The 13,905-nt window shown below is 68.1% G+C and carries 10 protein-coding genes and 1 pseudogene; 1 reads left to right on the forward strand and 10 read right to left on the reverse strand.

The window, feature by feature from the left end; genetic code table 11:
• Window positions 1-60: 60 nt before the first annotated feature.
• Both H7F38_RS25375 and H7F38_RS26375 read right to left on the reverse strand, forming a co-directional pair.
• Complete coding sequence (locus H7F38_RS25375) at window positions 61-882, reverse strand: LysR family transcriptional regulator (RefSeq protein ID WP_370531322.1); 822 nt, start codon at window positions 880-882, stop codon at window positions 61-63.
• 15 nt (window positions 883-897) lie between these two features.
• A pseudogene (locus tag H7F38_RS26375) lies at window positions 898-1,143 on the reverse strand (hypothetical protein); the annotation flags it as partial.
• Between the two features lie 23 nt (window positions 1,144-1,166).
• On the opposite strand from H7F38_RS26375, the gene H7F38_RS01745 reads away from it, so the two are divergent.
• Window positions 1,167-2,087 carry an SDR family NAD(P)-dependent oxidoreductase gene (locus H7F38_RS01745; protein ID WP_187092595.1) on the forward strand — a complete coding sequence of 307 codons (921 nt, stop codon included), beginning with the start codon at window positions 1,167-1,169 and terminating at the stop codon, window positions 2,085-2,087.
• A gap of 52 nt (window positions 2,088-2,139) precedes the next feature.
• Here H7F38_RS01745 and H7F38_RS01750 read toward each other — a convergent pair whose 3' ends face one another.
• From H7F38_RS01750 to H7F38_RS25380, 8 genes are all read right to left on the reverse strand, one after another.
• Window positions 2,140-2,799: a hypothetical protein gene (locus H7F38_RS01750; protein ID WP_187092596.1), complete on the reverse strand. Its 660-nt coding sequence runs from the start codon at window positions 2,797-2,799 to the stop codon at window positions 2,140-2,142.
• A gap of 216 nt (window positions 2,800-3,015) precedes the next feature.
• Window positions 3,016-5,259 carry a cation-translocating P-type ATPase gene (locus H7F38_RS01755; protein ID WP_187094412.1) on the reverse strand — a complete coding sequence of 748 codons (2,244 nt, stop codon included), beginning with the start codon at window positions 5,257-5,259 and terminating at the stop codon, window positions 3,016-3,018.
• Between the two features lie 775 nt (window positions 5,260-6,034).
• Window positions 6,035-7,420: a cytosine permease gene (locus tag H7F38_RS01760; protein WP_187092597.1), complete on the reverse strand. Its 1,386-nt coding sequence runs from the start codon at window positions 7,418-7,420 to the stop codon at window positions 6,035-6,037.
• Between the two features lie 610 nt (window positions 7,421-8,030).
• Window positions 8,031-9,386, reverse strand: coding sequence for a wax ester/triacylglycerol synthase domain-containing protein (locus H7F38_RS01765; RefSeq protein WP_187092598.1), 1,356 nt, complete (start codon window positions 9,384-9,386; stop codon window positions 8,031-8,033).
• Window positions 9,383-10,552, reverse strand: a complete 1,170-nt coding sequence (locus H7F38_RS01770) for a DUF6544 family protein (RefSeq protein WP_187092599.1) — start codon at window positions 10,550-10,552, stop codon at window positions 9,383-9,385. The genes H7F38_RS01765 and H7F38_RS01770 overlap by 4 nt, the downstream gene beginning before the upstream one ends.
• 187 nt (window positions 10,553-10,739) lie before the next feature.
• Window positions 10,740-11,252 carry a flavodoxin domain-containing protein gene (locus tag H7F38_RS01775; protein WP_187092600.1) on the reverse strand — a complete coding sequence of 171 codons (513 nt, stop codon included), beginning with the start codon at window positions 11,250-11,252 and terminating at the stop codon, window positions 10,740-10,742.
• 367 nt (window positions 11,253-11,619) lie between these two features.
• The gene (locus H7F38_RS01780) at window positions 11,620-12,315 is read right to left on the reverse strand and encodes a hypothetical protein (protein ID WP_187092601.1); all 696 of its coding nucleotides are present in this window, start codon (window positions 12,313-12,315) and stop codon (window positions 11,620-11,622) included.
• The gene (locus tag H7F38_RS25380; RefSeq protein WP_222618376.1) at window positions 12,312-13,547 is read right to left on the reverse strand and encodes a hypothetical protein; all 1,236 of its coding nucleotides are present in this window, start codon (window positions 13,545-13,547) and stop codon (window positions 12,312-12,314) included. Before H7F38_RS25380 ends, H7F38_RS01780 begins: the two co-directional genes overlap by 4 nt.
• Window positions 13,548-13,905: the final 358 nt, after the last annotated feature.

Raw genomic sequence — 13,905 nt, forward strand, 5'->3', positions numbered from 1 at the left:
GGGACGCCTCGCCGAGAAGAAAAAGGGGCAGTCGGCGCTGACAGTGTTCGGCGCTGCCGATCAATCAGTTTTCGATGGCGGACGGGCCCGCTCGTTGCCGTGGCGTAGGTGGCCCGGCAGGGTGTGCCAACCAGAGGGGACCTCGACGGTGAGCGCCAGGTGCACGAAGCGCGCGACGGCTGCGGTCTGCGCCCGGTCGGGGTTCCACTGCAGGGTGTAGGGGACCAGCTGCGCCGGTGCCACTGGCCGGGCAACGGTGCCCTCCGGGGCCGCCAGGACGGACCCGGTCATCAGGATCCAGTCGACTTCGGTCTGCGCCGTCCATGCCGTCGCTGACAGGTCCGTCGCGTCGAGCACCACCGCCAGCGGCGAACTGCCGGCTTCGGCGAGTGCCTGTCGCTGCGCCAGCGCCCACGCCGGGAACAGCGCATCACTGGGCGCTCCGAGCACATCGCGGGCCAGCTCGGCCAGTTCCACTTGCTGATGGGCCGCGAGGCGATGCTCTTCCCGTAGGCCGACCAGAAGGGTTTCGCCGCAGAACATCTCACCGACGACACCCGCGGCCTCCGGTATCCGCCCGCAGGTGAGCGCCACATCGATGGTGCCGTCGGCGATGGCGCGGGCAAGATCGGGCAACCACATGCGTTGCTGGGTGAGTTCGACGTCGGGCGCTCGGGCTGCAAGCGCCTGGCGCAGGTGCGGGGCCAGGATCGGCGCGACGGGCGGCGTGATTCCCAGCCGCAAGGTCCCGGCGTCACCATGGGCGATTCGTCGCACCGCTGCCGTGGCGGATGCGACATCATCGAGAATGACCTTCGCGCGGCCCAGCAGTTCGAACCCGGCGCCGGTCAGTGCCACCCGCCGCGTCGTGCGGGTGAACAACGGCGTTCCAAGCTGCCGCTCGAGACGCCGGACAAGCTCACTGAGCGTCGGCTGACCATATGCAGCTTCTCCGCTGCCCGCCCGAAGTGAAGCTCCGTCGCGACCGCCACGAAGGCCTCCACCTCGCGCAGTTCCATTCTTCCGAAGGGTACCGGCGGCTCCACCGGTCACACCAGATTGATCGCTGCAAATGATCAGTGCACATGACGATTGCCCATTTTTCCGGCTCCTTCGGCGGCCCATGCTGGGGTTGGTCATCATCACATCGCACCCGAGGAGACCTCATGGCTCGGATCACCACACCCTTCGATTTCAGCTCGACCGCTGCCGACGTGATCACCGGGATCGACCTGTCCGGGCGGCGAGCCGTCGTCACCGGCGGCGGCAGCGGCATCGGCCTGGAGACTGCACGCACTCTGGCCGGGGCCGGCGCCGACGTCACACTCGCTGTCCGCCGGCCCGGCGCCGCCGAGATGGCGGCGTCCGACATCAACGCCGCCATCGGTAGCACCAGGGTTCGAGTGGCGGCGTTGGATGTGGCCGACCAGGACTCGGTCGATGCGTTCGTCAGGACCTGGCGAGGGCCTCTGCACCTGCTGATCAACAACGCCGGCGTGATGGCCCTACCAGCACTGGAACGGACCGTGCAGGGATGGGAGATGCAATTCGCCACCAACCACCTCGGTCATCTGGCGCTCGCGACCGGCCTGCAGCCGGCCCTTGCGCAAGAGGGAGCCCGAATCGTCGCGTTGAGTTCCAGCGGGCACCTGATCTCGCCGGTTGTCTTCGACGACATCAACTTCAACTACCGGCCCTACGACCCGCTGCTGGCCTACGGTCAATCCAAGACAGCCACCGTGCTGTTCGCCGTCGCCGCGACCAACCACTGGGCACGCGACGGGATCACCGCCAACGCGGTGATGCCCGGTGCGATCGCGACCAACCTGCAACGACACACCGGGGGGCTGCGGACGCCCGCCGAGCGGCGCAAGACGCCCCAACAGGGAGCGGCGACCACCATCACGGCCGCGACGTCACCCCTACTGGAAGGGATCGGCGGACGCTACTTCGAGGACAACAACGAAGCCGTCCATGTCCATGACGGCAACGGCTGGGCCAGTGGCGTCGCTCCCTACGCGCTGGACCCCGACAACGCCGAACGGCTGTGGACAGCGTCCGATCGACTGCTCAGCACGAGCGCATGACCGGCCTTGGCCGCGCCGACAACCACAGAGCCGGCGATGGCGGCGGTTCAGTTCAGTTGACGGTGAACTCCTGGTGCATCCCGTCGGCGTAGTGGTTCTGCAGGTTGCACACCAGTTCGTAGCGGCCGGGGGCCAGGGTCAGCGTGACCCAGCCGACCTGACCCGCGGTGATGCCTTGGCCGGCCCCCGCGGCGCAGCTACCGGACGCCTCGCCCAGGCTGCCCGTCTCGGGGACCTTGCCGTCGGACCCGGCGATCCGTTGGCCGGAGGTGGCGGACGCGGTCAGCGGGAGAATCACCAGCTCATGGGTGCGCCACCCGACGTTCGATGCCACCAGGCTGACCTGGCCCCCTGCGACGGTGGCCGGGCTGGCGTTCAGCATCATGCGGGAGCTCATGGGCGCGACGCCGCCCATCATCGTCGTCATACCCATGTCGGCCAGTGTGACGTCGACCCGTTGCCCCGCAAGTGAACTCGGGGCAGAGCATGACAGCTGCGAGTAGGTGTAGCCCGGACCCGCGGCCATCATGCCGGGATAGCCGTGCTGGCTGGCAGCGTTCCCGCCCATCATTCCGGCGCCAGCCTGGGCGGCGGACTGACTGCTGCCGGCGGATTGACCGCCGCCGCAGCCGGCCACCGCCAGACCCACCAGGAACACCAGGAACACCAGGGGGAGGACACCGGAACGTCGAGGCATCAAAGATGTGAACATCGTTCCAGCACACCATGTTCTGAGGGGCAGAGCTGCGGCACAACGACTCTCGTGCCCGATCTTCAGCCCATGATGCTGATGACATTCGACCCTTGATTTTCTTCCCTCACTGCCGAGGTGTCACTGCCGTCGAGGGCGGCCCGCCCGCCGGACAGCTGCCCCAGTGGGTGCAGCCGCCGCAGCTCACTTCCGGGACGACGGGGAAATCATCACGGGTCAGGTGGCGGGTGGGTCGCTCAGAGCCGGAGCGAAACGCCGAAGCCGCAGACTGTTGGTCACCACGAAGATGGAACTGAGCGCCATCGCCGCGCCGGCGATCATCGGATTCAGCAGGCCGGCGGCGGCCAGCGGGATGGCTGCGACGTTGTAGGCGAACGCCCAGAACAGGTTTCCCTTGATGATGGCCAAGGTCCGACGGGACAGCCGGATCGCATCTCCGGCCACCCGCAGATCCCCGCGCACCAGGGTGAGATCTGCTGCCTCGATGGCGACGTCGCTACCGGTGCCCATGGCCAGACCAAGGTCGGCCTGAGCCAGCGCGGCGGCATCGTTCACTCCGTCGCCGACCATCGCCACCACCCGACCAGTGGCTTGCAGGTCTTTGATGGCCTGCACCTTCTGCGCCGGCAGTACCTCGGCCATGACGTCTTGCGGGAGGATCCCGACGTGGGCGGCGACTTCGTCGGCGACGCGCTGGTTGTCCCCGGTGAGCAGAATCGGGGTCAGCCCCAGCCGCCGGAACTGGGCGATCGCCGCCCTGCTGGTGGGTTTGACGGTATCGGCAAGCTTGATCAGAGCGCGTGCGGTGCCGTCGACAGCGACTGCGACGACGGTGACGCCGGCGGCCTCCGCTGCGGTTCTGGCCTGCATCAGCTGCTGATCCAGCGGACTTGAGCACTGCTCCAGCAATGCCGTTCGTCCGACCAGCACGCCGTGCCCTTCTACGGTTCCCTGTACGCCCAGCCCCTGGATGTTGCGGAAGTCCTGCACCGGCGGCAGTTCCGGGTGATCGGCCCGCGCCGCGGCGGTGATCGCCCGCCCGATCGGGTGCTCCGAGGCCGATTCCAACGCTCCGGCCCACCGCAGGATTCGCCGCACATCCATTTCCGGGTCGCCGTCGGCGGCGGCACCCTCTGCAGAGACCAGACCGGTGAGCGTCATCCGGCCGGTGGTGACGGTGCCGGTCTTGTCCAGCACGATCGTGTCCACCCGCCGAGTTGATTCCAGCACCTCGGGGCCTTTGATCAGCATGCCGAGCTGGGCTCCACGGCCGGTGCCGACCATCAGGGCCGTCGGGGTGGCCAGCCCCAGCGCGCACGGACAGGCGACGATCAGTACTGCCACGGCCGCGGTGAACGCCGCCGCGGCCCCGGCCCCGATGATCAACCAGAACGCGAGGGTAGCCAGGGCCAATCCGATGACGACGGGCACGAAGATGCCCGAGATCCGATCCGCCAGTCGCTGCACCTGCGCCTTGCCGTTCTGCGCATCGGTGACCAGCTTCGCCATCTGCGCCAGTTGGCTGTCGGCCCCGACCCGGGCGGCCCGGACCACCAGGCGTCCGCCGGAGTTGACGGAGGCGCCGATCACCGCATCGCCGACCGCCACTTCCACCGGTACCGACTCACCGGTGATCAACGAGTTGTCCACCGCGGACCGACCCTGGGTGATCACCCCGTCCGCGGCCACCTTCTCCCCCGGCCGGACCACGAACAGGTCACCGACGGCCAGTTGCTCGATGGGGATGCGGGTCTCCACGCCGCCGCGCAGCACCGCGACATCCTTGGCACCCAGCTGGATCAGCGCCCGCAGCGCCGCACCGGCCTCCTTCTTGGACCTGGCCTCCACATAGCGGCCGGCCAGCAGGAACGTGATGACGCCGGCGGCGGCTTCCAGGTAGATGTTCCCCGAACCTTCACCGCGGGTCAGGGTGAGTTCGAAGGGGTGCCGCATCCCGGTCATGCCGGCGGTGCCGAAGAACATTGCGTAGACCGACCAGCCGAACGCGGCCAACGTACCCATCGAGATCAACGTGTCCATGGTCGCAGCGCCGTGTCGCAGGTTGGTCCAAGCCGCCCGGTGAAAGGGCAGTCCGCCGTAGATGACGACCGGACCGGCCAGGGCCAGCGACGCCCACTGCCAGTTGTCGAACTGCCACCCCGGGACCATCGCCAGCACGATCACCGGTAACGAGAGCGCCAGGGAAATCAGCAGCCGCTGCCGTAACGCCCGGGCCCGGTCAGTACTCGTCGGCGGATCTTCGGGCTCGGCTGCCCGCGGTGGCGGCGGAAAGGTTGCGGTGTAACCGATCTTGACCACCTCGGCCACCAGATCCGCCGGCTGCACCGTGGTGGGAAAGCGGACCTGCGCCACCTCGGTGCTGTAGTTGACCGTTGCGGTCACTCCCTCGAGCTTGTTCAGTTTCTTCTCGATCCGGGCCGCGCAGGAGGCGCAGGTCATCCCGCCGATCTGCAGGTCGATCTGATCCAGGGGCGCCTGGCCGGAAGTCGGCGAGGTGGGGACGTGGGGCGCAATGGACACCAGCTGCTCCTGATCTGTGGGCCGGGCGAGGGGTGAGGGCACAGCACGGGGTGGTGGGCGGAAAGGTCAGCGCAGGGAGCCGGCGGTGAGTTGGTAGCCGGCCTCTTCCACGGCCGCGGCGGCGAGAGCCGCTTGATGTAGTCGTCCTTGTGAGCGCTGTACCCATGCATCCTGCGGTCCTTGTCTGTTCCTGCCCGGACCTGACTATACGATACCCCCCGAGGGTATCACCTGGTCTGCCTGGTCGTTGCTGTCCGGGTTCACCTGCACAGCAACCACACCCAACTGTCGGCCCAACGCAGCCTCGGCCACACTCTTCTCACTCGCCCACTGCAACCCGTCGAGCTCCAGGACCACGGTGCATGAGTTCGAGCCCGCGATGTTCGTCTCCATGTCGACTCCGTTGGAGGCCGGGACCGGTCCGGCGGAGGCGCCTACCGACCGGCCGGTCCCGACCCCGGGTGTCCGGCGTCACACGTCCCGAGGGTATGGCTCGAGTGCCATCGAACGTAGGACCTTTGGTCACCATTTCGGCGCCGTTGGACCATTCGGTCAACCGGCAAAGAAGGGACCTCCTGGTGGATCTCTGCGCGGTGTGAGTCGATCTGATCTCGTCGCGGTCGCGCCCGGACCGGATCACCAGCCCCGTGTCCATCGGTGGTGGAAGACGTCACCGCCCGGGTGAGCGGGAACTTCACTGCCGCGTTCGTGCAGCCGTCACCCGCAGCGCGAGGAGATAGAAGATCACGCCGGCCACCCCGCCGACGATCCACGAGATGTCGACGCCGCCCAGCCCGGCGACGAGCGGCCCGGTGTAGAAGGTCTGCGCGATGAACGGCACCTGCGCGGCGACGGCCAACAGGTAGGCGACCAGACCGGGCCACAGAAATCCGCGGTAGCGGCCGGTGGGGGTGAAGAACGACGGGACGTCGTAGTCGCCGCGCCGGATGAAGAAGTAGTCCGTCAGATTGATTGCGCTCCAAGGGATCAGGACGTAGAGCAGCACACCCAAGAAGTTGGACAGGTTCCCTACGAACGCCCGGTAACCCAGCAACGCACAGACAGTGCCGGCGGCGATGATCACCAGTGACCCGACCACCCGCACCACGACCGAACGCCGCACGGTGCGGAAGCAGCTCAGGATGCCGGCGACGGCCAGCATCCCGGTGTAGGAGTTCACGACGTCCGAGCCGATCAGGCTGACCGCCATCACCGGCAGCACCCACCGGCCGGACACCTCGCCGATCGCGGCGACGGTGGAGGACGCATCCGGCAGCAAACTCGTCAGGTACGCCCCGACGAAGGCACACAGGACCGTCGGCACACCGATGCCCAGCGCCACCGCCGCGAACGTCCTGCGCAGGTCCACCGTCGGCGGAAGATAGCGGGAGTAGTCCGAGACGTACGGCGCCCAACTGAGCACGGTCACCACGAACAGCCCGGTCGCCGCCATGAACGCGGCAAACGACGGTGGCGCTGTCGACGCTGCGGCCCCGGTCGGCGCCCCGTGGCCGATGGCCTGGATCAGCACGACGACGAACGTCGCCGCCAGGATCGGGGTCATGATCTTCTGGAAACGGTGGATCCAGTCGTAGCCGAACACGGTCAGCACCACCACCGGCACCACCAGGATCGCGATCCACGCCGGGATGCTGATGCCGCCGACCAGCAGGTTCATGGCGTCGGCCTGGATGACCAGTTGCGCGGCGAGGAAACCGATGTCCAGCACGATCGACGCGGCGAAGATCAGCACCGCCCCGTAGAACCCGAACTGGCCGCGACTCTGGATCATCTGCGGCACACCGAGCTTCGGTCCCTGGATCGCATGGAATCCGACCAGGGCCAACCCGGCCAGCGTCCCGACGACGATGGCGATGCCCGCCCACAGCAGGTCCAGGCCGAGGAAGACCGTCACGCCGCCGAGCACGACGACGAAGATGTTCGCGTTCAGCCCGAACCACAGGGTGAATTGGTCACGGACCCGCCCGTGCCGCTCGCTCAGGGGGATCTGATCGATCGAGCGGACCTCGATGCGAGCCGACCGCCTGCCCTGCCGCGCCGGTGTTGCCTCAGTCGTCACGTGTTCCTGCCGGATCTGCGTTGCGCCTTTGCGCCGGGCGGCGTCGAAGGAAATGGTGGCTCCACTCAGCCACGACCGTACCGGGCCGTCTGGTCGCCGCGGGCTCATGCCTGCCTGGAGGCCAACGCCGACGGAGCCGCACCGGATCAGTCGACCGACGACCTGGGTCGGCCCACCGCCCTACGACCGCGACGCCGCCGAGCCGATCTACCGGCGACGCGGATCCGAAACCGGGCGACGACGTCACTTTTCGTGACCGTGCTCGCCGCCGTGCGCATTCTACGGGTGCGCACCGCGGTGGGGTGACCGTGATCGATGGGGTGAACCATTCTGGGCTTTGCACAAAGGACCTTCGAGGTCGCGACGCCGGCCGCCGCGGCCGACTGTCGGCCCACCGTGGCCGGTCGGCGTCTGTCCATGCCCCGCCGGCCGGCGAACCCGTCCACGACTGATCGGCACCCACGCCTACGGCGTACCAGGCGACAATGGCTGCTGCAGAGCCGGACGACCGAAGCGCCACCTTCCCGGTTGCTGCAAAGCCTGCCGAGGATAGGTAGAACGCTGACCTCTGGGACGAGCGAGGGTTTCCAGTGGGTGGTCACCCATCGTCCTACCCCGCGCCGGCGGCGCGCCGTTCGGTGCGACCGGCGATCAGACACGTGAACTGACCATGTAGTTCCTCGGCGACCAGGGCCAGGTCGGGGCAGTGCTGGGGGTCGGCGATCATCGTGACGGCCAAGGTTCCGGCGTAGGACAGCGCGGCAAAGGAGACCGTGACGTTCCCGGTGATCGAGGTGACGGGGATGATGTCGGTGACGGTGGCCCCGAGGAACGTCATCGGTGATGGCGGACCATGCAGGTTCGTGACGAACGTGGTGACCAGACGCTGGCGGTCCACGAACCAGCTGAACATGCCGAGCCGGGCCAGCGCTCGGAAAGCCGGCCCCAGCAGGGTTGCCGACGCGGCCTGCCCGTGAGCTTGCCGGCGGGACCGGGTGGTGTGGGCGATGGCGGCCAGGCGCTCGGTCGGGTCGCCGTGGGTTGACGCCTCGACCAGCATTGCTCCGACGTGGTTTCCGAGGGCGGTTGGGGTGTTTTCCCCCCGACCGGACACCGGCACGGACAGGACCAAGGTTTCGGCCGATTCGCCGCGGTGTCTCAGGACGGCGGTCAATGCGCCGGTGACGGCGGTGAGCAGGACATCGTTGACGGTCGCGTCGGCGGCGTGGGCGGTGGAGACCAGCGCCGCGAGGTCGGCGCGGACCACGGCGAGTTGCCGGTGCGATCCGGTGGGTTGGTTGAGGGTGCACCGGGTCGGGTGGCCCACATGACCTCCGCCGAGTTCGGTGACGGCGTCCCGCACCAGTCGGAGGCCGGCGGGCCACCGCCGGAGGGCGCGGAATCGCGAGGCGGTCGCGTCGACGAGCAGGTCCCGGGTCATGGGTGCCGGTGTCGGGAACGCCCACTCGGGGCTGGGCCGGGCGCCGTCGATCAGCAGGGCCAGGGCGGCGAGCCCGCCGATCCCGTCGGCCAGGACGTGGTGGATGACCAGGACCAGTGCGCTGCGACCGGCCCCGAGGCCGTTGACGAGGGTGATCGACCAGAGCGGGCGCTTGCGGGACAGGGGATGCCTGGCTGCCTTTGCAGCGACCTTCAGCAGGGCGATTTCGTCGCCCGGGGCCGGGCACGTCCGATCGATGATGTGGCGGTCGATGGTGAAGTCGGCGTCATCGACCCAGATGGGTCGGCCGCACCCGACGGGCGCGCGTTGCAGCCGCTGGCGTGGCCGGGGAACGGCGGTGATGCGGCCGGCCAGGGCCGACCGTAGGGCAGCGGTGTCGACGGGTCGATCCAGCACCAGGATCGCGGCGACCTGCATGGGCGCCACCGCCGATTCGGTGGCCAGCGCCATCAGGTCGTTGCCGGTGGTGCGCTGGATCGCAGGGCGCCGGTGTTCGGGTGTCATCGCGTCTCGGTGCGGTGACCGATCTTCGGCCGGTCCCGTCGCTCCGGTGTCGACTGTTTCCGGTTGGCGACGTTGTACGCCAGCGAGGTGAGCTCGAATTCGCCGTACGTCCACGTGCCCGAGTCGGGTTGCCAGTTCACCGTGGCCCTGGTCGCGACCCGTGCCGGGCCGACCTGCGCGTAGTCCCGCAACGGCGTCGACCAGCGCAGCGGGGTGACGGTACGGCCGTCGGCCGACATGGCCCCGCGGCCGTCGGCCACGAAGTCCACCAGATCGCCACCGTCGTCGAAGTGGAGCTCGGCCGACACGGTGTTCATTCCTAGGGTGAAACAGGCTGTGACACGATGGTTGTCGATGGTTTGCCAGGTGATGTCGGGCGAGAGTAGTGCCCCCGGTGCCAGGCAGCACAGGTCGTTGAACAGCGTGACCGTCTCGGCGTGGGTGAGTGCGGGACCCTTCGCGTCGACCATCGAACGGATCGACAACAGCCGCACCCGCATGGTCGCGCCGTCGGAATCGAAGGCGTGCAGGACATCGACCGGCAGCCCCTTCATCCTGGCGTCCATCATGAAGAATCGCTGCGGATTGTCGACGATGTCCAACTGGTCCGCGGTGAACGTCATCCAGGCGCTGTCCGGGGTGGCCCGCATCCGGCCGGTCCAGGTGGCACGAAAGTCGATCACCGGGGGTCGGCCGACCACACCGGCCCGGCGGAGGTACCGCTGAACCGGATCTGGCAGCAATGCCAGGTCCTGCTCGAGAATCGGGCCGCGCGCCACCGGGCGCGGCCAGGCACGGGCGATGTCGCGTTCGAATTCGGCGCGCAGGCTCAGCGGGCCCCGTGACGCGAAGCCGTACCCGACCGCGATCAGCAGCAGCACGTTGGCGACGGTGCCCACCTTCGCATCGCCCCAGGAGGACGCGATGACCACCTCGGAGATCACCACCGTGACCGCCCCGAAGACCCACCACCGCGCCGGCGCGAAGAAGATGGCCGCGGCGGCGATCAGGGAAAGTACGGCCGCCGCCAACCAGAGCAGGCCGACGAGGGGTGAGATGGGCTGCGCAAGTTGGGGTATGCCAGCCAGATCGAATGCCTTGATGAATCCGAAAAGATGAATCAGACCGTGCAGCCCGAAAAGCACGGCAATGGGGATGCGCATCATGGTGCTTGCATTCTCCTCGCAGATGATCGCTTCTATCGGGTGGTGATGGCGCCCAGCAGGTTCATCCGTGCGGCGCGGCGGACGGTGAGGGCGCGGTAGGAGCAGGTCTCATGACGAGGGTCCAGACACTAGAGACAGCAACAGGTTCGATTCGGTGGTGGAACGGTCTGTGGCGTTGGCGAGCAGCTCAACCGATCGGCGTCAGTGGGGCCGTCATCTCGGTTGCGATACCGGCAGCCCAGCGACGGATCTCGGTGAAGTCGCGGTAGTCGCCGGCGTTCGGTCCGGCCGCCATGCGACGGGCGATGAAACCGGTGGCCGTGGCCGGTTCGAGTCGTCCGCCGAAGGTGGTGACCAGTGGCGATCCCAGTTCGGTGGCCAGCCGCTGGACCTTTTTCGGGACTGCATGACCCCCGGTCTCGGTCATCTTCTCGAACGGTCCGCTCTGGAACAGCCACGTGCGACACCTGGTCGCCGAGCCGGACAGCCGGGTGAGCAGATCGACTGCCTCGGAACGCCATCGTGCGGCATAGACGGCACTGCCGAGGACCACTGCGTCGTACTCGTCGAACGAGCCGACGGCGCCGGCATCGCTGACGGTTACCTCCAGCCCGGCACGCCGTAGCTCCTGCCCGATGGCCTCCGCGATCTCTGCGGTGCTGCCCATCTTGGTCGCATATGCCACCAGTGCTCTGGTCATGGTCGGTTCACCCTTCTGGTGATGGTCGTGCGGGAGGGGTTCAGTACCGGGTACCAACGGGTTCGACCGCGGTCGGGGCGACAGATCCACCATCCACTGAGACGGAGCAGCCGTCATCCGAATTCGGCGACCTCCGTTGACCAATCCTTTCCGTTTGGATCGTGACGGGATAGAGGCGAAGGTCCCTCGAGCGAAATGTGAATCCTGCCGCGGGCTGACGCGTCGGGTCGATCACACTCCGGTCGGGGCCGTCTCAGATGTCTCGTCGTCGGATGCGCGGCCGGGGTGACCGATGCTGAGGCGACAGTGAATCTGAGATCGTCCACGACCGGCGTGTCGTAGCGTTTGCTGAGGCCCTGGGCCGCGATCACCCGCGTGCTGCGACAGGGACCGCGTCCGGTGGGGCAGGCCGAACGTCCCGAGGTCGGAGCGTGGGCAGCCCGATGGCCAACGCCAGAACCGCCAGGACCGGGGCGGCCACGCTCCACCAGGTCAGGATGGCGAACGGCAACGTGCCGATCAGCAACAGCACCAGGCGGATCCGCCAGGCGGGTGGCCACGGCGCTACCGCGAGCGCAACTCCGCCGAGCACGCCGACGGCGATCGTCACCGTCGGGCCGGCGCTGACGGCCATCAACAGTTCGAACGCACCCAGCACACTCACCAGCAGATGCCACCACATCGTCGCCACCACCTCGCGCGTGCGCAGCGCGTCACCGGCAATGACGGCATAGACGCCGCCGGTGAACAGCAACAAGCCGGGCAAATACCACAGGGCCCCGCCGGTGGAGAAGCACAGACTTCCCGGTACCAGCAGACCCGCCGCTGCGGCCAGTCGGCGGCCCGGCGTCACGTCACGCCGCAGGGCGGCCGCGGACAACACGCTGATGGCACTGAGCAGGATCGTCAGCAGCCCTAGTGCGACCGGGTCGGCCTTGTGTCCGCTCCAGTCGGGGAGGTGCGAGCCGAGGGTGGCCTGTAGGAGGCCGGCGACGACTCCCAGCGCCCCGCCGATCAGGCCCACCACCGAGGCGATGTGCTGGTTCTGCTGCCACCGGTTCATCGGGTCACCGCGCTGACCGGGCGGCGGGGGCTGCGCAGCGCCGCCCGGACGGGATAGCCGATCCGGAAGGTGACCAGCGGGCTCCGGCCCGGTGTGGCCAGCAGCGTCTGCAGCTGCGGCGCGAAAGTCGCCGGGAGGCCCTGCTGCCGCTCCCGGTCGATTCGTTCGGTGATCTGGTTCATGTGTTGCAACGCCATACCTCTCGAAGTGATGGCGAGGTGGATGCGTTGCAGCAGCCGACCTCCGGTCAGTCGCTGAGCGGGGCTGTCGGTGTCGGCGATGGTGATGATGCCGTAGGCGGCCGCGGTAGCGGTGTGCACGGTACGGGTCTGCTCGAGCCAGAAATTGTCGCCCGCCGTCCGGGACGTGGCCGGCAGGATCTTGCCCAGGGCCAGCGTGACCGGGTCCAGGCCCTGCGCGTCCAAGGTCGGCCCGTCGGCGTGTTGGTCGATGTCGTCACGATTGTTCCGGAACCAGGACAGTGACTCCACCGACTGGCCCATATCGGCGATGAAAGCCTTTGTTGCGGCCAGGATCAGGGCGGTCAGGGCCCCCTTGTCCGCCTCCGAGGTGAACCAGCGCACCTCGACACCGTCCAGGCCGGCCGCCTGCGCATCGAGGCTGTCGAGCACGGCCTGGGGTACGGCCTGCGACCGGTAGGGGCCGCGGTTGGAATGGCGGTCACCGATCGCCTCGTACAGGCCCGATCCGACCGCCGCTCCGCCGGTCAGCAAGACCGTGGCCAGATGGGTCGGATCACCCGGTTCCGGCAGCAGGGTCACGGTGTTGCCGAAACCTCTCGCGTTCAGTCCCAGGACGAGATTCTCCAGCGCACAACCCATTCCGGTGTTGTGCTCCCGATCGAACGGGTCGACCGCCGGCATCCCCCGCGTCGAATCGGCGAACACCTGGACGCCGGCGGCACTGACGTGGAACAGCCAGGGTTGGGTGTTGTGCGGATTGGCGGCCAAGATCGCCGCACCGACCGCGCCCAGCGGCGTCGAATCCCCCCGCCATGACGACCACGGATCGTAGGCGCGACCCGAACCCGAATCCAGCACGCCATTGTCGAACACCCGATAGCTCAGCACGCCCGTGCCGGCGACCAGCACGGTGGCACCGCCGAGACCGAGCAGGCGCAATACCGATCGCCGCGAAACAGTGGCTGCACGGGAGCCCTGCGGCGGGATGGAATTTTCCGCAGCCACCTGATTGGCTGTTGGCGTGACCATGTTTCTCTCCCACGTGCCATCGCTGCTCTGGACGAGGAGGTCCCTCGCCCGGGGGAGCCGGACACGACCTGGAACTCCCACCACCTCCAGCCTCGGGGTCCGCCCAGCTCGTTCACAGGGTCAAAAGTCCCCACCTCCTGCCACCGAAAGTCCGCTGCACCACGGCGCAGCGGCAGGAACTGACGTGGCCGGGAACCCGGAATGAGGAGCCATCGGGCAGAGCCTTCTCGGCTCGGTTCGACGAATTCGATTCCTCGGCGACTGGGTCATCCTGGGTGAGTGTGGAGCGGTCATCGGCTGACGACGTGCGGTCGATCCTGGGGTGCAACCGGCCCACCGCCGCCGCCCGGCGCGCTGT

The organism is Nakamurella sp. PAMC28650 (assembly GCF_014303395.1).
Lineage (GTDB): Bacteria > Actinomycetota > Actinomycetes > Mycobacteriales > Nakamurellaceae > Nakamurella.